An 18,824-nucleotide genomic window follows, 5' to 3' on the forward strand; every position below is an offset into this window, starting at 1 on the left:
TATTGGACAGCTTTCTTTGCCTATAGTTGGCGCAATAAAAATAGCTCTAGATAGCGCTCTCGATTTCCACCAGACGATTTTAGCTGTAAATCAACCTCTGCTAATTGATATAATGCCCGTAGCAAATTTTCTTCTGAAGGCCGATGCCGTTGCTCAATCATAAGTTTGACGCGATACGGATGAATTTTTAAATTTTTAGCGATTTGTTGAGGGTGATAACCTTTTTTCAATAAATAAAAAACATTTGACATGGTACGAACATTGGATGCTAGCAAGCCCACTAACATAATAGGTTCTTGTTTTTGTCGCAATAAATCATGATAGATAGACAAGGCTCCGACAGAGTCATTTGCCAAATATGCGTTAAGCATTTTAAAGGCATCTTGCTCTAATGTTTTTGCCACCAAATCCTCCACTAAAGAAGTTGTAATTTCGCCACCTTCACCTAAATAAAGGGTTAGCTTGTCAATTTCCATCTGTAATTGTAGCATGTTGGCTCCGACCATCGTAACAAGCAATTCAATAGCATCTTGTGTAATGCTATTACCTTGTGTTTTGACAATGCCTTGAATCCATACGGCTAAATCCTGCTCTTTTGGTGTTTCTGCTTGTACAAATAATGCATGCTCTTTCATCATTTTAGTCACTTTTTTGCGCTCATCCAATTTTTCATAAGGAGCAATAAAAACCGTTACGGAAAAATCAGAAGGATTCGACAACCATGTTTCCAATCGTTTCACATCATGATCGATTTTTTCCTTCCCTTTCTCGGTTGCCTTTAAAAACGAAGCATTTTTAGCAATAATAAGCTTACGTTCTGAGAAAAAAGGAATGGTATCTGCTTCATCCATGACTGCATCTACTGGTACTTCTTCTAAATCAAATGTGGACATCTCCAGATCTTCTTCTGGACCCATTGCCTCTTTTAAACGTTTAATAGTTTCATCTATAAAATAGCTTTCTTCACCAACAAGCAAATATACTGGTGCAAGCTCACCTTTTTTTATTGTATTCCAAACCGTTGAAATCATAATTTCCCCTCCATCTAGCAATACTATTAGTATACATGATTTCATAGTCCTTTGTGTCTTTGACCGAATTGTGTCGATTCCTTGCCAGACGGGGAAATCACCTTTTCGATATAGCTTTTATGACCATGTTGTCTTATAATAAATAACAGAATTGGAGGGATAACAATGAATCCATTTGAAGGAAAAAACATACAATGTCGACGTAACGATGCCATCGATTCTGGTGTTGGCTTCGGTGTATCATTTGGCGTTTTCACGCTTATGTTTATTATTGCAACTATAGTAGAATTTGTATCACAGTAATTGGACTTATGCAGGAGAAGGGCCTTGGTCATTGGACAAGGCCCTTTTCATTTACGCTAACGGACCAGCGATTATCACGAATACATATTTCGATTGATCCATTCACCCCTGTTGTCCATGTCACTAAATCTCTACTGACAAAACGTTGTACTACTTCTTCATGTGGATGACCATAACGATTATGGAGACCTGCACTAAAAACGGTTAATTGGGGCTGTAGCAGCTCGACAAATTCTTCTGTGCTTGATGTCTTACTCCCATGATGCCCTGCCTTCAGCAATGTGAGATTGGCCAATAAAGGTCCATAACGCTTGATCAGCTGTTGTTCGCCATATTGCTCCAAATCCCCTGTAAATAACGCTGTAAACGCCTTTTGCTGCATGTACAGGACAAGAGAATCATCATTTCCCTCATACAAGGCGTCATCAGGCCATAAGTAATAAAAATCTGTATCCCCTACATGCCACGAAGTCCCCTTCATTTTTTCTTTAATAGGAATATGTCGCTTATTTGCTTCTCGCAATAAATCATCCATTAAAGGCTCATTCAATGAACCACCAGGTGTAACGTGTATTTCCTTCATGTTAATCTCTTGTAAGACTTCCTCTGCTCCTTCAATATGATCTGCGTCTGCATGCGAAGCAATAAAAATATCGATAGTTCGTATACCCTTGCCTTTTAAAAATGGGACCACGACTTGCTTCCCTACCTCATATGGACTATCTGCTTTCTTCCACGATGCCTGCTCAAAGCGCAATACTCCACCTGTATCTATAACATAGACAGCTCGTCTAAAAGGCAATTCAATGACAATACTATCTCCTTGCCCTACATTTAAGAAGGTAATCTTTGTTTCGTTATACAACATGGGTGCCAAATGAATCCAAATAACAGGGATGACAAGGATCAAAATAGCTTTCCTGAATCTTTTTATTTCCAAATAATAGAAGCTCGCTAAAACACTTAACATCGCCACGCAGCTCAGCCAAATAGATGGTTTGCCTGGTGACCATAATTGCCAAGGAAGCTCTTGCATATAAAAGATTACTTCGGTAAACCAATTACGCAGCGGTTCATAGCCAGCAAATAGGACATTAGCAAGTGGTAAAGAAAGATAAGATAGCACAAAGGCAATCATGTTAAAGGGTAATATAATAAAGGAAAACAGTGGAACAAAAACAATATTGACAAAAAACGAGGATAAAGATAATTCATAAAAATGATGGAGTAATAGTGGGTAAACGAGCAGTTGGCACACGAATGTGATAAAAAAAGAACGACCTAGCCAAGTTCTTGTCTGCTTAAAAATAATACCAGAATAAAGAAGACTAGCGGTTGCTAAATAGGATAGCTGGAAACCAATTTGGAAAATAACACCTGGCTCAAGCAAAACAAAGCCTATAAAGCTAATAGCTAATGCATCATCCATCGAAAGAACCCACTTAAAAAAGCGCAGTAACATCATCAATTCTACTACAGAAACAGCACGCCATACGGAAGGTGCTCCCCCTGCAATGACTCCATAAACCGGTAAGAGGATCAATAGCACGACAGTAGCCATTTCCTTGCGAACTCTTATTCTAAGCAATCCTTCAAAAAAGAGCCAAGACATCAGCGCGACATGTAGCCCAGAAATCGCAAATAAATGGGTAATACCAAGCTTTTGATAGGCACGCTGCAGTTCATCCTCCATCTGATCTTGCACCCCTATTAAAAGTGCTTGAGCCTCTGCTACAAGTGATTTTGGAAAAGTCCTCTCTATATGCTTTTTCATTTTGTGTCTTACTTCGGCAAGAATAGTGAAGATGGAGGTTCGTTTTCCTACATAATGCCAATTCGTGATTTCAACAACGCCTGTTGCTCCTTTGCTCGTTAAATAGTTTGACATGGAAAAGGCATAAGCATGTGCAGATGGAGAGGGAGTCACGAGTTCACCTTTTGCAGAATACGTCATTCCAGTTAATGTGGTATTTTCATAAAAATTTTTCTCTTGTTCCGAGGAAAAGGTATAAACTACGTAAAGTTTTTGGCCATTTGTTGTTGTAGCAAACCCACGGAGTTTTTGCCCGTTTATTTTATAGTCACTTGACCAAGTTATAGGGAAGGTTGACGGTAAAGGGGAAGGTTCCGTCAGATGTTTGATAGAAAGGAAAAAATAAGTTAGTAGACCACTAGTTAGCACAAAAATTGCAAGAAAACGTGACTCACCTTTTATGGTGAGCCACAGGACTAGTAGCAGTAAAAAAATGAGTAGCCATGCTGATTTGTATACTGCAATAGCAGCTATCAATACAGCAAGAGCTACCATAATCCATCTATGCTTTAAAGCTTGATGCCAAATAATGCACTCACCTTCTGTTCATATGGGAGCAATTTTTCAGCAGATACCCCACTCTCGCGAAGCTCGTGCAGCATTTCTGTATACAAAGCTAGTTTGTCATCTCGTAAAAAATCAATTTTACGTTCATCAAAGGGTACATGAACTACTTCCACTCCAGCTTTTGCAAATAACTCCTGTGCATATGGATTATTTTTATAATCTGTTGCGTAATACACACGTTCTATGCCAGCTTGAATGATAGATTTTGTACATGGTAAACATGGAAAATGTGTTACATACAAATCAGCACCTTTTGTCGGTGTTCCATATTTAGCACATTGCAGTAAGGCATTCATTTCAGCATGCACGGTACGGACGCAATGATTATCAACCACATAGCACCCTTTTTCGATACAATGCTCGTCCCCTGTAATGGAACCGTTATAACCACCTGCAATGATGCGTTTGTCCCGTACAACAGTTGCTCCTACAGCTAGTCTTGTACATGTACTACGTAATGCGAGTAAATGGCTTTGTGCCATAAAAAATTGATCCCAAGTAATTCGCTCCATATGACTACCTCCAAAAATTGTCTAACTAATTAACTTTCTCTTGCTTTTCTACTATAGTGTAGCCCTTTTAGAAAAGGGGCGTCAATATACCATCCTGTAAAAGCATTACTTTACAGTAATCGCATCCTTTAGCTTTTCAAATGTTTTATCACCAATACCACTAACATTTTTTAAGTCATCTATGGTTTGAAACTGCCCATTTTCCTCTCGATACGTAAGGATACTTTGTGCTTTAGAAGGACCGATTCCTGGCAATGTTGCTAACGTTGCTACATCAGCTTTATTGATATTAATCTTTTGCTCCTTATTAGTCTCAGTAGGTAACGTTAACAAAGAAGAGGCTCCTTCCTCTAGCTGTTCGCCCATGATAGGAATATAGATTACCATTTCATCCTGTACCTTTTGGGCATGATTGATAAATTGTGTGTCAGCATTCTCTGTATAGCCACCAGCAAGCTGTACAACATCTTTTATACGTTGGTCTTGCTCAAGTTCATAAACGCCTGGATACATTACAGCACCCTTTATTTCCACAAATACCTGCTGCATAACCGCTTCCTCAGCAGATTCACTCAAATTTTTTTCTTCAATAGGTTGGATTGTTTCGATGAGCTCTTCTTGGGGAGGTGAAGAGTCAGAACTCGAAAAATAGAAGTAACAAAGTCCACTGACGACTAGTATGCTGGGGAATAACATACTTTTTTTGTACTTTTGCCATAAAGATTGTAGCACAGTACCATCCTTTCCTTGCGAAAGGTCATCATATGGAGTTATATATATCTTACACTATGGATGGGTGGTTGAAAATGATAAAAAAACGTCAGAAGTTTCAATTTACCTGTTGAAGAGAGCTATCTTCTTAGTTATATCCAGTTTTATCCGACAATTTAGCCTCTTTATCCGCCTGTTTAAGTGTTCTATCCGCTACTTTAATCTTTCTATCCACTACTTTAGCTTTTCTATCCATCAAAAAAGCCACACTGCGTATTACACAGTGTAGCTCCCTTTTCTTTATTTCAGCGCACGAATAAAAATGCGTTCACTTTCCTCGTCAGGTGCCTCATCTGTAAAGTCTGCTGTAATTTCCACATGACTAAAACCGATGGCATGCAACCAAGCCATATACTGCTCGATAGTGTAAGTACGTTGCACGTGCTCCTCATCAAAGCGTTCATATAATTCACTTGCGTCATCTCGTACATAAAAGGTCATTTGATGAATAACCGAATGTTCAAAGTCGGCAGGCTCCGTATGCCATATATAACTAATGTCACCATCATCATACGTGAACGGACCATCTAAAAAAATCTCATTCATTTTAAATAACGAGTGAACATCAAAAAACAGCTGACCTCCATCACGCAACGACGTATAGATACGTTCTAATGTCGTATAAACAGAGTGCTCCTCTACCACATAATTCAAGGAATCAATTGTGATTGTGACAACATCGATTTCCTCAAAGCCATCTAGTTCGACCATAGACATACAGTATAATGGTGCATGGTAGCCTGCACCAGCAAAGCGTTCTGCGGCAATGGACAGCATCTCTTCTGATAAATCGATTCCACTGACTTGATAACCAGACTTTGCAAATAACAAGCTAAGTACACCAGTGCCACAACCAATATCCAACAGTTTTGGGTACTGGCTGCTTGGTGCATGCTGTACAACCCAATCTACATAAAGATTGTAAGGAATATCCGTTTGCAGCTCATCATAGACATGAGCAAAGCGTTCGTAACTCACTTAGGCCTCTGGCATGTCTAGTTGCGGTGCATCGCCCCAAAGACGCTCTAAATTATAATAAGCACGCTCATCCTTATGGAATACATGTGCCACAACATCGCCTAGGTCAACTAGTACCCAACGAGCTCCATCAAATCCTTCGACACGGCGAATTTCATAGCCTTGTTGTTCAGCTACATCCTGTAATTCGCGTGCAATGGCTTGCACTTGGCGATCTGAGTTACCATGAGCAATGATAAAATAATCTGCTAAAAGGGAAATTCCTTGCATATTTAAAACGACAATATCCTCACCATGTTTGTCGTCAATTGCTTTGTACGCTGCTTGTAATAAAGTTGAAGTCATCCTTCACTATCCTCTCTGTTCATCATATCGTTATAACATTCTATAGATAAAGGATAAATCGGCTGCTTTGTGTCAATTAAAAATGCCAAAGTATGGCGTACACATGCACTCATCGCCTTATCCAAATTTTTTTGTGCTTTTTTGCGCAGACGATCAACTCCATCAAATCGACGGTTCGGTTCAATCATATCTGCGACAAAAATAATTTTTTCTAAACGGCTCATATTAGCCCGCCCAGTTGTATGGAAACGAATAGCATTCAACAGCTCTTCGTCTGTGATACCAAACTCACTTTGTGCTATATATGCACCTACTGGACCATGTAGTAATTCACTACCCCATCCAATTAGTCTTTCATCTAATTTTTCATCACGAACGATATTCTCCATCCACTCAATATCAGCATATTTAGCAATATCATGGAGGATAGCTGCTGTTTCAGCTTTTTTTACGTCCTCGCCATATTTATGAGCTAGGTTGATGGCCGTTTCCATCACTCCGACTGTATGAATATAACGTTTTTCAGGCATTCTTGGCTTAATCGCCGCTAAATACTGTTCGCGTTCCATAAAGACCTTCCTCTCGTATGAACGTCTCTACAGCTTCTGGTAGTAGAAATGTCACCGTTCCTCCTGTAGCCAGGCGTTCACGAATCAATGTGGACGATAAATCGATTTGAGGTATTTCCACCATACGTATAGGGTACTCTGTTGCCGCGGCTGTCCCTGGACGCTTTACTCCGACAAACTGAACAAGTTTCACTAAATCATCTATACAATGCCATGTATGTAGCGAATCAATCATATCGCCACCGATGATAAAGTAAAATTTCACATTCGGCTCTCTTCTACACAATGCAGAAAGTGTCTCATAGGAATAGGATACGCCACCCTTCTCAAGCTCATACGACTCTACTGAAAAATAAGGAAATGGACGAATCGCACGTTTTACCATTTCAAGTCGTTCAACATTACTAGCATCAAAACGTGCATTCTTATGTGGTGGGATGGCATTAGGCATAAAGCGGATTTCATCAAGTTCTAGCGCATGAAATACTTCATTTGCCATTAAAAGATGACCCATATGTGGTGGGTTAAATGTACCTCCAAGTAAACCGACCCTTTTCATCGTCTCACCTTATTTCGTTACTTTTGGTAATACAATCTTTTTATGATTGCGTGACTCTTTATATAAAACAACTGTCAGACCGATTAATTGGACAAGCTCCGCATGAGCGCCTGTGGCTAATGCTTCTGCGACTTCATGTTTATCCTCTTCACAGTTATCTAAAATACGTACTTTAATCAATTCACGTACTTCTAATGCCTCGCGAATTTGCTTTGTCATTTCATCATTAACGCCACCTTTTCCCACTTGGAAAATAGGTGTTAAATGGTGTGCTTCTGCACGTAAAAAACGTTTCTGTTTACCTGTTAACATAAAAATTAGTTTCCTCCTAATTGCGCCTTCAGTTGCGCAATCATTGAATTTGTATTTGGATAGTTTCCTAACCAGTTTTCAAAAGCGATGGCTCCTTGATGGACAAACATTCCTAAGCCAGTGACAATCGTTGCTCCTTTTTCTTCAGCCGCTTGTAAAAAAGGCGTCATTAATGGATTATACACAATATCCGCAACAATTGCTTCTTTCATCAGCCGATCTAATGAAAATGGCATTGAAAAATTGCCCGTGGAAAGGCCAGCTGATGTCATTTGCACAATAATGCTGAAATCAGCTAGCGTTTCTTCCGCTTGTTGTAATGAAATGGCACGTCCCATACCCATTTCATCAATAATCATTTGAGCATTCGTCACCGTACGATTGGCGATGGTTACATGACGATAGCCTTGTTGCTGCATAGCAAAGGCAATGCCTCGAGCAGCACCTCCAGCACCAACAAGTAATACAGGCTTGTCTTTATGAAAAACCCCAACGGCTTCTTCCAGTGATCGAACAAATCCAATACCATCTGTATTATAGCCTTTCAGCTTTCCTTCTGTTGTTCGTACGACTGTATTCACTGCGCCCATTTTTTGTGCCAGCTCATCTAGCTCGTCTAGATACGGAATGATTGCTGTTTTATGAGGAATGGTCACGTTCCAGCCACTTGCCCCTAATGTCTTCAAACCAGCAACAGCAGATTCTAATTGATCAGGCGTTACATGTAAAGGAATATATGTCGCATCAATTGACATGTCCTCAAACCAAGCATTGTGCATGGCAGGTGATTTTGAATGTTCAATTGGATCACCCATAACTGCAAACCATTTCTTCATTTCCTAGTCCCTCTCTCTACTATGTCCTCCATTTAGATCAGCGAAGGACGAATTGAAACTTGTACACCTTTTGGTGCGTAAGCTGCTACTACTACATTCGCATGTTGAACGGTAATCCAGCCAAGTCCAGAAAATACTACATCTGTTTTCGCTTCTTTGATGGAAAATTCGTGACGAACCAATGGCGGTAACTGGTCGATAAAGTCCGCAGTTGGGGGTGCCAATAATTCTCCTTTATGCTCTTCATATAACGCATCTGCCTTCTCAAGCTTTGTACGATGAATTGGTAAATCATTTGCCACATGGATGGTAAAGGCAGAACGATCACCCTGAATAAAATCAAATCTTGCTAATGCACCAATAAATAGAGTTTGCCCAGCATTTTGTTGATAGACTTTCGGCTTAATTTCTTTTTTCGGCATAATATATTTTAATTCACTGGCATCAATATGATGAGCCATTTGATGATGATTAATAATACCTGGCGTATCATATAATGCACTACCATCATCCAATGGAATATCAATCATGTCTAAAGTAGTACCTGGGAAATGTGAGGTTGTAATCACTTCACCCTCACCTGTTGCCTGCTTAATAATTCGGTTAATGAACGTAGATTTTCCAACATTTGTACAGCCAACAACATATACATTTTGTCCTTTACGATATTCATCGATGGCTTCCATTGCTTCTGCCATCCCTTTGCCTTTATGGGCACTGACTAATAGGACATCGATAGGCTGTAGTCCAAGAGCCTTTGCTTCACGTTTCAGCCAGTTGATAACTTTTTTTGGCTTCACAGACTTTGGTAATAAATCAGCTTTGTTGGCAATCAATAGGACAGGATTCTTCCCTACAAAACGATGAAGCCCTGGTAGCCAGCTTCCATTAAAATCAAATATATCAACAATTTTTACGATTAAGCCTTGCTGTGTGCCAAGACCATTTAAAATACGTAAAAAATCGTCATCTGTTAACGATACTGGTTGAATTTCATTGTAATTTTTCAAACGGAAGCAACGCTGGCAAATGACCACATCCTTTTCTAATGATGATGGGGGTGCATACCCAACTGCTGTTTTATCTTCTGTTTGAATTGTTGTACCACAGCCAATACAATTTGGCATTTCAATCATTCTTGTTCCTCCCAAGTTATAATTCCTTTTCGTTTCAAATCATTAAATACGCGACGTTCAATGAAACGATTCAATTTTGTTACAAGCCCATCTGATTGTGCAACAGGCTTCACGAGCACTGTGTGTAAGCCTAAGCGATTTGCGCCCATTACATCCGTAAGGAGTTGATCTCCTACCATTACTACTTCATTTGGACGTAAGCCTAGTTGAATCAGTGCATTATAAAAAGCATTACGAAGCGGCTTTTTCGCCTTGTGAATATAAGGGATACCTAACGGCTCAGCAAAATGCTTTACACGAGCTTCCTTGTTATTTGACGCAATAATAACACGAATACCTGATTCTTTCATAATGCGTAACCAAATGATTAGCTCTTCTGTTGCATCTGGACGATCCCATTCAACAAGCGTATTATCTAAATCCGTAATGATTCCTCTAATCCCTAATTCTTGTAACTTTTCCGGCGTAATTTCAAAAATATTCGTCACAAATTCGTTCGGTAATAAAAAATTATACAAAATAGCGACCCCTAATCTTAACGTATTATTCGACCATTATAGCATATTTGCAAAGGCTTCACCCATTCGAATTGGGCTTCCTTTTACAACATTATCCGTAAATTTAATTGTATCCTTTTCAAACAGCATCACAACAGTGGAACCAAATGAGAAATAACCAACTTCCTGCCCTTTCTGCCATTTCGTTGTTGTATTGGTAAGTACAATGGAATTCACAAAGGTTGCACCTACTTTGATAAATGCAACATGCTGATTATTTGCTGCTTTCAGCTCAGTCACTAAACGATAATTATGAGAAATTGGTTTTTTACCGTATGTAAGACCTAACTGATTCACAGGATAAGATTTCTGACCAAGTGTATATTGTCGTAAGACTTCTCCATCTATCGGGCTATGGATACGATGGTAATCAGCAGGACTTAAATAAAAAACAATAAAATGTCCGTCTGCATATTGTGCAGCTCGTTCTGTATTGCCGAGTAAATCTTGTAATGCATAAGGCTTACCCTTCACAAGAAATGTCATATCCCATTCAATACGTCCAAAGGATTCCACTTTTGCGTCCACTGGGCTGGCATAGACAGTTGGATTTTTTTCAATAGGTCGAGCTTCTTCAATAAGTTCTCTTGTAAAAAAATCATGTAAACATGAAAATTGTTGTTGTTTTTTTGAAACTTCTTCAAGGTTAATATCGTATAACTTCATGTAGCTTGGTATTATACGTTTACTCCACTTCGCTTTTGCTATTGTCTGCAAAAGATGGGAAGATTGCTTACCATTCGTTAGTTCTATCAAGCGTTGATATAGTTTTTCTTTCATACAGTAAAACCCCTATCCATTAATTTAGACTGTCAATTTTTTCGCATTCGAAGTATAATGGTACAATATCTTAAGTGCAAAGGAGTGATCCCCCTTGTTTTTTTATCACAAGTTGGTGGATACCACGGTTAAGAAAATGAAATCGCACGCAGCTAACTTCATAACAATTAGTAATATGTCCTTTGGAGGCGCGGCTATTATGGCCACTCTACATGAATACTATAGCTATAGTGTCTTGTTTATCTTTATAGCAGCTCTTCTTGATCGCTACGATGGTAAGGTAGCGAGAGCGCTCGGACAAGTGTCAGAATTAGGTAAACAATTAGATTCTATGAGTGATATTATATCATTTGGTGTGGCGCCTGCATTATTAATGTATGAAGTTGTTCTAGTTGATTTTGGTTTTGTCGGCATGATGATGGCCGTATTATTTATCGTCTGTGGCGCGATGCGTTTAGCTCGCTTCAATATTAGCGAAGCGAACGGTTATTTCACAGGTTTACCAATTACAGCCGCAGGTACGTTCTTAACTTTAACGTATTTCGCAGCTTATACGTTCCATCCGGCATTTTATCTTTTCCTTTTCCCCATTTTAGCTTTACTCATGATTAGTACATTTACGTTAAAAAAAGTGTAACAGCACATTTGCTGTTGCACTTTTTTCATTTCCCACGGCTTTTAAACATATACTGTCGAAAAATGGGGAAAGGATGAAATCATTCAATGAGCGGAATTTTTACATCGATGTTGCAGTTATGGCTTGAAATCCCTGCGTTGCTTGGCTATTTAAAGGGGCAAACATTCCATAAACCCTTTTCAAAAGAAGAGGAAGCTGCTTGTATTGAACGATTTTTAGGTGGCGATGAGCAGGCGCGTCTTGATCTAATAGAACGTAATATGAGGCTTGTCGCACATGTCGTTAAAAAATTCCATCCAAAACATGAGCAACTCGATGATTATATTTCTATTGGAACAATTGGACTAATGAAAGCCGTTGAGAGCTATACCCCTGATAAAAAAACTAGACTTGCCACATATGCAGCTCGTTGCATTGAAAATGAGATTTTAATGCATCTACGCACCCAAAAGAAAGTGCAAAAAGACGTTTCGCTATTTGAGCCGATTGGAACTGATAAAGATGGGAACGCACTGCAAATTCGCGATTTACTTCAGTGTGATGAAGAAAGTGCCACAGAGAAGCTAGAGCATAAAGAGCATGTAGCACAACTATACCACTATTTGCATATGCTCGATGAACGTGAGCTCGAAATTGTGACACTCCGTTATGGCTTAAATCAACAGGATGCACTTACGCAAAAGGAAATTGCAGCACGCTTAAATATTTCACGTAGCTATGTATCTCGCATTGAAAAACGGGCACTTATTAAACTCTATCAACTATATAAACGAGACCAAAAAACTATTGAATAATATATTGTAAAATGGTTATGAAAAAAATTCAATCCTTCAATGACGGAAGAATATGCCTATTTCATGGCATATAAAAAGCTCCCCTGCGACATGACTATGTCGCAAAGGAGCTTTCCCGTCATACTAGTGTGCTGATTCAGAGAGTTCTGCTGAAATCAACGTACCTATTAAAGTTGTAATAATCACTACACCTGCTGTTAAAAATAACATCATGAATGCCTCCCATTCTATTATGAAGAGATTTATTAATGTCAGTGTAGCATTTGTTTTTTGTATCAACTGTGATTTTTCTCACAGAATAAACCACACATTTTGACCATTCTGTGTAGTTTATAGTGAGGAAATTGCTTTTAATACGACTTGTGTCGAATGTTTTGCAGCAACTGGTAAAAATTCATCAAAGCTAATATTCGATTCTTTACCTGCAATATCTGATAATGCACGAATGACTACAAAAGGTGTAGCAAATTGATAACAAACTTGTGCAACTGCAGCCGCTTCCATCTCTACAGCTTTCATTTGAGGGAAATGGCGACGAACAGCCTCTACACGTTCAGGATCATTCATAAAAGCATCCCCAGAGCAAATTAAACCAACGCCATACTGGTGCTCTCCAACTGCCTTTACAGCCTCCTCAGCTACCTTCATCAATTTCTCATCTGATTTATATGCTGCTGGCATACCAGCCATTTGTCCAATTTCATAGCCAAAGATTGTGACATCCACATCGTGGTGACGAACTTCATCAGAAATAACGACAGCGCCTACCTCAAGAGTTTCATCATATCCACCTGCAGAGCCTGTATTAATGACAACATCTGGTTTAAACTCATGTAAAAGAATTGTCGTAGACATAGCAGCATTTACTTTACCAATACCGCTTTTTAATAATACGACTTCCTTGCCTTCAAAAGTTCCTGTTGTATACTCACTACCTGCAATCGTTGTGCTGTGTGCATCGTCTAATGCTGCTCTTAGAAGCTCCACTTCCTCTTCCATTGCGCCAATTACTGCAATTTTCATGTACTGTTACTTCCCTTCTTTTATCAACTCTATTAAAAATAATCAAAAGAGTGATTTTCGTCAATAGGCGCCTTCTAATGTATTTAGTTGCTCTAGCTTCACAGGCTTCCACCCTTCATTATCAACCCATTCCATGCTTACACGATACATTTGAGATTTATCATTGGTCGAAACAGTTGCAATGGATGAATTAGGACCACCATTATTTTGCATACGCCAGATGATCATATTGCTTTGGTCAATACCTGTCACAGTAGATACTGTTGCTACTTTCTCAGCCCAGTCTACAGACGTGTCGTCATATGAAGACACATGCTGACCTGTTTGAGTTGTAGGTGTTGGTTGCCAATTTTTATTCGTGATGACCTTCTCAACAATAGGATTATCTGATGCTGATTCTTCTGCTGTGCCTTGTTCTTCCTGGGATGTCTCAGGTTCTGATTCTTCTTCTGAAGGTTTATCTTCTTCTACAGCAAGATCTTCTTTTTCTTCATCCGTCGGTTCTTTTTCTACTTCTTTTTCATCATCACCGCTCTGTTCTTCTTGAACGGGTTCTTCTTTCACTGCTTGATCTGCATCATCTTGCCATTTAAACACATAGGTTGCTGTGATAATAATGAGTACAACCACAACACCAATTAGAACATTCAATAGTTTATCTAGCTTTTTATTACGAGATGGCTGCAAATGACGACCACTTCGAGTTTGTCGTTCACTCATAATGTCTCCCCCTCTCTAGGCAATATTCTATCAAGTTCGACAGCACTTGCAAAATAATTCTACTCACTATTTTACTACAGAGTTATCACGCTAAAAATGGTACAAGCAGTCAGCCAAAGGCTAACTGCTTGTACATATACATATTATTTAATTGAGACAATTTTCACTTTCATTTCGCCGCCAGGTGTTTGAACGACAACCTCTTCACCTTCAGCACGACCAAGTAGACCTTTAGCAATCGGTGATTCATTCGAAATACGGAATTCCATAGGATCTGCCTCAGCAGAACCAACAATTGTATAAGATTCTTCATCTGTTGATGGCTTACCATTGATGATTTCTACGAATGTAACCGTTTTCCCTAGTGATACTACACTGTTATCTGTCTCGTCTTCAGAAATAATCACTGCATTGCGAATCATTGATTTTAATGTTGAAATACGACCTTCTAAAAAGGCTTGTTCTTCTTTAGCAGAATCGTACTCAGCGTTTTCAGAAAGATCTCCAAAATCACGTGCTATTTTAATGCGTTCAACGATTTCTTTTCGTGTTTCAGTTTCTAATTTTACTAATTCTTCTTCTAATTTACGTTTTCCCTCAGCTGTCATAGGGTACTGTTTTTCATTTGCCAAAGTCCTTCACTCCTTGTTTCTTCAATATAAAAACATAAAACTCGACTAAATGCACGGAAGATGCATTTAATCGAATTTTATTATTTTTAAACGTTTTCAAATTACGCTTTGACCTAATAGTATGCATGCTTTTTCAAAATATGCATGTAAATATTGTCAATACCACTCTATCTTATTACAATACGTTGTCGGTTTCAAGAATAGTTTTAATTTTCGTTACCATTAAATCAATCGCCACCTCATTATCCCCACCTTCAGGAATAATGATATCAGCATAACGTTTTGTTGGTTCAATAAATAAATTATGCATCGGTCGAACCGCTGATAAATACTGCTCAATCACCGAATCCGTTGTACGTCCACGCTCTTTAATATCACGCATAATACGGCGAATAATACGTAAATCTGAATCTGTATCCACAAATAATTTAATATCCATTAAATCACGTAAATCAGCATCCTCAAGGACTAGAATACCTTCTAGTATAATAACATCTACTGGTTCAACATGTATAACTTCTTCTGCCCTTGTATGCTGGACGTAATCATACACAGGTTTTTCAATTGGTTGACGCACTAGCAACTTTTTTATGTGCTCAATTAATAAATCATTATCGAAAGCTAACGGATGATCATAGTTAGTTCCTAAACGTTCTTCAAATGTTAAATGACTTTGATCCTTATAATAAAAATCTTGTTCAATTACCACAACAGAATGCTCACGGAAAACATCATAAATGGCGCGCGTCACACTCGTTTTTCCCGAGCATGAGCCACCTGCGATTCCGATGACAACAGGGCGCTTCACTGCCATTAGTTATTCTCCTTTCGCATCATGTTATGCGGCTTCAATGGTGTATCACATTTAAATTTTACAATTTGTAATGGATGACGAGCTGCATCTAGGCTATTGCCATCCTCGTCCCAAATTTCACCCATTGTTAAACGGAAATTCTCAATTTCAGGACCAAAGAATTCTACTTCGTCACCAGGTTTAAAATAATTACGCTGTTGCATTGTCACTATTTTTGTCTCTGGATCATGCTCTAAAATAAGTCCAGCAAATTCATAGGTTGTTTTACGACCATGCACACCAAACATCTGCTCCTCAAAGCCAGGCGCATCATGGAAGAATGCTTCAGCCGTATCACGGTTAGCACATTTGTCTAATTCCTCTAGCCATTCACGTTTAATATTAAAGTTATCAGGATCTGCACAATAAGCATCAATCACTTTACGGTACACAGAAACAACTGTCGCTACATAGTGAATGGATTTCATACGACCTTCAACTTTTAATGAGTCGATACCTAGCTCAATCATATGAGGGATCGCTTCAATTAATTTTAAATCTTTTGGACTCATCGCAAATGGTGCATGGCTCTCATCGAAAAGTGCTTTTTCTTCCCCATCTTCTAATTGATATAGATCATAGTCCCAACGGCATGATTGGCAGCATCCCCCTCGGTTTGAGTCACGAGCCGTCATATGATTAGAAAGAACGCAACGACCAGAGTAGGCTATACACATTGCTCCATGAACAAAGGCCTCAATTTCAATGTCGACCTTTTCCTTCATCAGCTTCATTTCTTCTCCGCCCACTTCACGTGCTAATACAACACGATGTAAACCTTCTTCTTTCCAGTACTGCACGGCCTTCCAGTTGGACAATGATTGCTGAGTAGAAAGGTGAATTTCAAGCTTAGGTGCTGCTGTACGACATGTTTCAATAATGAGCGGGTCTGCTACAATAATACCAGTTACGCCCACTGATTCAATATCCTTTAAATAACGCTCTAAGCCATCCATATTTTCATTGTGGGCAAAAATATTTGTTGTTACATATATTTTCGCACCATATTGATTGGCAAATTCTACACCTTCACGCATCTCTTCAATTGAAAAGTTATCCGCATTCGATCGTAGACCAAACTCTCGCCCACCGATAAATACAGCATCTGCTCCGTAATGGACAGCTATTTTTAATTTCTCTAAGCTACCAGCTGGTGCAAGTAGCTCTGGTTTTTTAGTAATGACACGTTTACCGTTGACAATCTCACGGATTTTGTCATTTTGCTCTAACGCTAATGCCATGTTATTGTCCCCTCCTAGTAAACTGTTTCCTTGAAGATAAAGCCCGTATCTAATGGTCTAATAGCTGGTTGAATATCTTCAATTTTTGCTAATAAATCGTCTTTTATTTCTTCATATGCCTCTTCTGATTCGTCAAAATACGTATCGATCGCTTTTCGATAAGCTTCTGTTACCGCGACTACATAGTCTGGCGTTTGAAGTACACCTTCAATTTTCAGAGCATCGATGCCACCTTCAAATAATTCGCCTAGTTCATCAATAATACACATATCATTTGGACTGAAAATATGTGTACCATTTACATCTTCATATATTGGATATTTATTATTTCGTTCATCATCATGTAGGAACATATTACGATTTTCCTGGCGATTTTCAATAGCCATTACTTTATCTTGATATAAGAAATAATGGCCAAGTAATGGACGTTTTGATTGGAACATACATGTCATGCCATGTACTTGTACTTCAATTTCCATTTCGGTATTTTCTTTAATTTCTAATACTTCATCAAGAGAAAGCTCACGCGCTAACACGGCACGCGTTGCACCACGTTTCCCCCAGTAATTAGCCGTAAACCAGTTTGTAGCTGTCGTTTCTGGATTCCAATGTAACGGAATCGTAACACCTTGCTCTCTACGAATAATGAGAACCGCTGGATCACCGTAGATTAAACGGTCCACACCGATACGTTGCATTTCATTTAAATAATCAGCAAGTGCCTCTAGCTTCTCATTATGGAAAAGTGCATTGACTGCAACATATACCTTTTTACCCGCTTCATGAATAAGCTTTGTCGCTTCTTCTACTTCTTCAACGGAGAACTCTCCTGCTAGACGTAGACCAAATTGTTGTTCACCAATAACAAAAGCATCTGCTCCAGCGACTAAAAGTGCTTTTATATGTTCTAATGATTGTGGTGTCACAAGCAATTCTGGTTTTTTCATAGTAGTCACCTCTTCAAACATAGTAATAAACCATCACCGACTGGTAAAAAAGCACTTGTATAATCTGGGTGCTGCATAATCCAATCCGTGAAGTTTTTTAAATTGCGAATCATTGTTCGCTTACGACGTGGAACATCCTTCAACTCTAAATCAGACAAACCATGCATGTACATATTATCGATATACAATACCCCACCTGATTTTACTAAAGGTGCATATTTTTCAAAAAAGCGTTGGTATTGTCCCTTCGCAGCATCAATAAAGACCGCATCGAATGTTGTGTTAATGGCCTCGTCATCCACTTCTAAAGCGTCACCCTCAATGACCGTAATTCGATCGGATACAGTCGACCGTTTAATATAGGCTTTTGCCCTTGCTACACGATCTTGATCACGTTCAATTGTAACAATTTGGACATAAGGCAATGCCTCTGCCATACGAATAGCAGAGTAACCAATTGCTGTACCTATCTCTAAAATTTTTGACGGATTTTGAATACGCAACAGTTGATTTAATGCATCAATACCTGCCAGCTGCATGATCGGTACGTGATGCTCCTCCGCAAATGCTTCCATTTCTAAAAGCAATTCATTACGTGGCTGTATAAATGATTGTATATATGCATCTGATAATTCCATTGTTTCCACCCTCATTTAAAAGGCAACGAGCGTTTGCCGTTGTCTGTACTTCATCATTTATCAACAAAAAGAAAAAGACCAAACGTGATGTCTTGGTACTTTGCCATACAAAAATGAGCAATTGCTTCGATATGCTCAAACAATTGCCACCACGCATATTTGTCCCGCATAAATGAACGGATTGATCAAAAATCACACTTTATAATAGCATGAAAATAGAAGGAAAGCTATTTTTCTTTCCTTCTATCCATCTGTTTGCTATACGATTTT

Annotated in this window: 24 protein-coding genes; 3 read left to right on the forward strand and 21 right to left on the reverse strand. The window is 38.9% G+C overall.

Annotation, left to right across the window (positions count from 1 at the left end):
- Positions 1–20 precede the first annotated feature (20 nt).
- Positions 21–1,031: a DNA polymerase III subunit delta gene (holA, locus tag NYE73_RS16925; protein WP_259948165.1), complete on the reverse strand. Its 1,011-nt coding sequence runs from the start codon at positions 1,029–1,031 to the stop codon at positions 21–23.
- A 165-nt stretch (positions 1,032–1,196) separates the two neighbouring features.
- On the opposite strand from holA, the gene NYE73_RS16930 reads away from it, so the two are divergent.
- Entirely contained in the window at positions 1,197–1,334 is a 138-nt protein-coding gene (locus tag NYE73_RS16930; protein WP_004226902.1) for a YqzM family protein, read from the forward strand.
- A 28-nt stretch (positions 1,335–1,362) separates the two neighbouring features.
- Here NYE73_RS16930 and NYE73_RS16935 read toward each other — a convergent pair whose 3' ends face one another.
- The 12 genes from NYE73_RS16935 to NYE73_RS16990 all read right to left on the reverse strand — a co-directional run bounded on the left by NYE73_RS16935 (position 1,363) and on the right by NYE73_RS16990 (position 11,069).
- On the reverse strand, positions 1,363–3,642 hold the full coding sequence (locus NYE73_RS16935) for a DNA internalization-related competence protein ComEC/Rec2 (protein ID WP_259948169.1): 2,280 nt from the start codon (positions 3,640–3,642) through the stop codon (positions 1,363–1,365).
- Between the two features lie 14 nt (positions 3,643–3,656).
- Positions 3,657–4,226 carry a ComE operon protein 2 gene (locus NYE73_RS16940; protein WP_004226897.1) on the reverse strand — a complete coding sequence of 190 codons (570 nt, stop codon included), beginning with the start codon at positions 4,224–4,226 and terminating at the stop codon, positions 3,657–3,659.
- A gap of 105 nt (positions 4,227–4,331) precedes the next feature.
- Positions 4,332–4,958, reverse strand: a complete 627-nt coding sequence (locus NYE73_RS16945) for a helix-hairpin-helix domain-containing protein (protein ID WP_066036470.1) — start codon at positions 4,956–4,958, stop codon at positions 4,332–4,334.
- Between the two features lie 279 nt (positions 4,959–5,237).
- Complete coding sequence (locus NYE73_RS16950; RefSeq protein ID WP_048392154.1) at positions 5,238–5,975, reverse strand: class I SAM-dependent DNA methyltransferase; 738 nt, start codon at positions 5,973–5,975, stop codon at positions 5,238–5,240.
- Entirely contained in the window at positions 5,976–6,320 is a 345-nt protein-coding gene (gene rsfS, locus NYE73_RS16955) for a ribosome silencing factor (protein ID WP_004226890.1), read from the reverse strand.
- Entirely contained in the window at positions 6,317–6,889 is a 573-nt protein-coding gene (gene yqeK / locus NYE73_RS16960; RefSeq protein WP_048392153.1) for a bis(5'-nucleosyl)-tetraphosphatase (symmetrical) YqeK, read from the reverse strand. The genes rsfS and yqeK overlap by 4 nt, the downstream gene beginning before the upstream one ends.
- Complete coding sequence (locus NYE73_RS16965) at positions 6,858–7,448, reverse strand: nicotinate-nucleotide adenylyltransferase (RefSeq protein ID WP_048392152.1); 591 nt, start codon at positions 7,446–7,448, stop codon at positions 6,858–6,860. Before NYE73_RS16965 ends, yqeK begins: the two co-directional genes overlap by 32 nt.
- A 9-nt stretch (positions 7,449–7,457) precedes the next feature.
- Positions 7,458–7,760 carry a ribosome assembly RNA-binding protein YhbY gene (gene yhbY / locus NYE73_RS16970; protein ID WP_048392151.1) on the reverse strand — a complete coding sequence of 101 codons (303 nt, stop codon included), beginning with the start codon at positions 7,758–7,760 and terminating at the stop codon, positions 7,458–7,460.
- Positions 7,761–7,765: 5 nt separating this feature from the next.
- Positions 7,766–8,596, reverse strand: coding sequence for a shikimate dehydrogenase (gene aroE, locus NYE73_RS16975; RefSeq protein WP_259948172.1), 831 nt, complete (start codon positions 8,594–8,596; stop codon positions 7,766–7,768).
- 32 nt (positions 8,597–8,628) lie between these two features.
- Positions 8,629–9,732 carry a ribosome biogenesis GTPase YqeH gene (yqeH, locus tag NYE73_RS16980; RefSeq protein WP_131520521.1) on the reverse strand — a complete coding sequence of 368 codons (1,104 nt, stop codon included), beginning with the start codon at positions 9,730–9,732 and terminating at the stop codon, positions 8,629–8,631.
- Positions 9,729–10,250 (reverse strand): YqeG family HAD IIIA-type phosphatase, encoded by a 522-nt coding sequence (locus NYE73_RS16985; RefSeq protein ID WP_016994153.1) that lies wholly within the window; start codon positions 10,248–10,250, stop codon positions 9,729–9,731. The genes yqeH and NYE73_RS16985 overlap by 4 nt, the downstream gene beginning before the upstream one ends.
- Positions 10,251–10,286: 36 nt before the next feature.
- Entirely contained in the window at positions 10,287–11,069 is a 783-nt protein-coding gene (locus NYE73_RS16990) for a phosphatidylserine decarboxylase (protein ID WP_048392148.1), read from the reverse strand.
- A gap of 136 nt (positions 11,070–11,205) precedes the next feature.
- Between NYE73_RS16990 and pssA the strand changes: the two genes are divergently transcribed.
- Both pssA and sigK read left to right on the forward strand, forming a co-directional pair.
- Positions 11,206–11,706 carry a CDP-diacylglycerol--serine O-phosphatidyltransferase gene (pssA, locus tag NYE73_RS16995; RefSeq protein ID WP_048392670.1) on the forward strand — a complete coding sequence of 167 codons (501 nt, stop codon included), beginning with the start codon at positions 11,206–11,208 and terminating at the stop codon, positions 11,704–11,706.
- 86 nt (positions 11,707–11,792) lie between these two features.
- Positions 11,793–12,500, forward strand: coding sequence for an RNA polymerase sporulation sigma factor SigK (gene sigK, locus NYE73_RS17000; protein ID WP_004226867.1), 708 nt, complete (start codon positions 11,793–11,795; stop codon positions 12,498–12,500).
- A 123-nt stretch (positions 12,501–12,623) separates the two neighbouring features.
- On the opposite strand, the gene NYE73_RS17005 is transcribed toward sigK, so the two are convergent.
- The 8 genes from NYE73_RS17005 to NYE73_RS17040 all read right to left on the reverse strand — a co-directional run bounded on the left by NYE73_RS17005 (position 12,624) and on the right by NYE73_RS17040 (position 18,554).
- Positions 12,624–12,779 (reverse strand): hypothetical protein, encoded by a 156-nt coding sequence (locus NYE73_RS17005; protein WP_026023469.1) that lies wholly within the window; start codon positions 12,777–12,779, stop codon positions 12,624–12,626.
- Positions 12,780–12,830: 51 nt separating this feature from the next.
- Complete coding sequence (gene mtnN / locus NYE73_RS17010; protein WP_259948179.1) at positions 12,831–13,523, reverse strand: 5'-methylthioadenosine/S-adenosylhomocysteine nucleosidase; 693 nt, start codon at positions 13,521–13,523, stop codon at positions 12,831–12,833.
- A 60-nt stretch (positions 13,524–13,583) separates the two neighbouring features.
- Positions 13,584–14,243 carry a YrrS family protein gene (locus tag NYE73_RS17015; protein ID WP_048392147.1) on the reverse strand — a complete coding sequence of 220 codons (660 nt, stop codon included), beginning with the start codon at positions 14,241–14,243 and terminating at the stop codon, positions 13,584–13,586.
- Positions 14,244–14,386: 143 nt separating this feature from the next.
- Positions 14,387–14,875: a transcription elongation factor GreA gene (greA, locus tag NYE73_RS17020; protein ID WP_016994160.1), complete on the reverse strand. Its 489-nt coding sequence runs from the start codon at positions 14,873–14,875 to the stop codon at positions 14,387–14,389.
- Positions 14,876–15,050: 175 nt separating this feature from the next.
- On the reverse strand, positions 15,051–15,689 hold the full coding sequence (udk, locus tag NYE73_RS17025; RefSeq protein WP_004226858.1) for a uridine kinase: 639 nt from the start codon (positions 15,687–15,689) through the stop codon (positions 15,051–15,053).
- On the reverse strand, positions 15,689–16,969 hold the full coding sequence (locus NYE73_RS17030) for a peptidase U32 family protein (protein ID WP_259948183.1): 1,281 nt from the start codon (positions 16,967–16,969) through the stop codon (positions 15,689–15,691). The genes udk and NYE73_RS17030 overlap by 1 nt, the downstream gene beginning before the upstream one ends.
- Positions 16,970–16,983: 14 nt before the next feature.
- Positions 16,984–17,916, reverse strand: coding sequence for a peptidase U32 family protein (locus NYE73_RS17035; protein ID WP_115674133.1), 933 nt, complete (start codon positions 17,914–17,916; stop codon positions 16,984–16,986).
- Positions 17,917–17,921: 5 nt separating this feature from the next.
- Complete coding sequence (locus tag NYE73_RS17040) at positions 17,922–18,554, reverse strand: O-methyltransferase (RefSeq protein WP_054550064.1); 633 nt, start codon at positions 18,552–18,554, stop codon at positions 17,922–17,924.
- Between the last annotated feature and the right edge of the window lie 270 nt (positions 18,555–18,824).

The organism is Lysinibacillus sp. FSL K6-0102 (genome assembly GCF_038003545.1).
In the GTDB taxonomy this organism is placed as follows: domain Bacteria; phylum Bacillota; class Bacilli; order Bacillales_A; family Planococcaceae; genus Lysinibacillus; species Lysinibacillus capsici.

Bases quoted from the DNA above. Each gene is read 5' to 3' on its own strand.
- holA (WP_259948165.1), bottom strand. From the start codon at position 1,031: ATGATTTCAACGGTTTGGAATACAATAAAAAAAGGTGAGCTTGCACCA.
- NYE73_RS16930 (WP_004226902.1), top strand. From the start codon at position 1,197: ATGAATCCATTTGAAGGAAAAAACATACAATGTCGACGTAACGATGCC.
- NYE73_RS16935 (WP_259948169.1), bottom strand. From the start codon at position 3,642: ATGGTAGCTCTTGCTGTATTGATAGCTGCTATTGCAGTATACAAATCA.
- NYE73_RS16940 (WP_004226897.1), bottom strand. From the start codon at position 4,226: ATGGAGCGAATTACTTGGGATCAATTTTTTATGGCACAAAGCCATTTA.
- rsfS (WP_004226890.1), bottom strand. From the start codon at position 6,320: ATGACTTCAACTTTATTACAAGCAGCGTACAAAGCAATTGACGACAAA.
- yqeK (WP_048392153.1), bottom strand. From the start codon at position 6,889: ATGGAACGCGAACAGTATTTAGCGGCGATTAAGCCAAGAATGCCTGAA.
- NYE73_RS16965 (WP_048392152.1), bottom strand. From the start codon at position 7,448: ATGAAAAGGGTCGGTTTACTTGGAGGTACATTTAACCCACCACATATG.
- yhbY (WP_048392151.1), bottom strand. From the start codon at position 7,760: ATGTTAACAGGTAAACAGAAACGTTTTTTACGTGCAGAAGCACACCAT.
- aroE (WP_259948172.1), bottom strand. From the start codon at position 8,596: ATGAAGAAATGGTTTGCAGTTATGGGTGATCCAATTGAACATTCAAAA.
- yqeH (WP_131520521.1), bottom strand. From the start codon at position 9,732: ATGATTGAAATGCCAAATTGTATTGGCTGTGGTACAACAATTCAAACA.
- NYE73_RS16990 (WP_048392148.1), bottom strand. From the start codon at position 11,069: ATGAAAGAAAAACTATATCAACGCTTGATAGAACTAACGAATGGTAAG.
- pssA (WP_048392670.1), top strand. From the start codon at position 11,206: ATGAAATCGCACGCAGCTAACTTCATAACAATTAGTAATATGTCCTTT.
- sigK (WP_004226867.1), top strand. From the start codon at position 11,793: ATGAGCGGAATTTTTACATCGATGTTGCAGTTATGGCTTGAAATCCCT.
- mtnN (WP_259948179.1), bottom strand. From the start codon at position 13,523: ATGAAAATTGCAGTAATTGGCGCAATGGAAGAGGAAGTGGAGCTTCTA.
- NYE73_RS17015 (WP_048392147.1), bottom strand. From the start codon at position 14,243: ATGAGTGAACGACAAACTCGAAGTGGTCGTCATTTGCAGCCATCTCGT.
- udk (WP_004226858.1), bottom strand. From the start codon at position 15,689: ATGGCAGTGAAGCGCCCTGTTGTCATCGGAATCGCAGGTGGCTCATGC.
- NYE73_RS17030 (WP_259948183.1), bottom strand. From the start codon at position 16,969: ATGGCATTAGCGTTAGAGCAAAATGACAAAATCCGTGAGATTGTCAAC.
- NYE73_RS17035 (WP_115674133.1), bottom strand. From the start codon at position 17,916: ATGAAAAAACCAGAATTGCTTGTGACACCACAATCATTAGAACATATA.
- NYE73_RS17040 (WP_054550064.1), bottom strand. From the start codon at position 18,554: ATGGAATTATCAGATGCATATATACAATCATTTATACAGCCACGTAAT.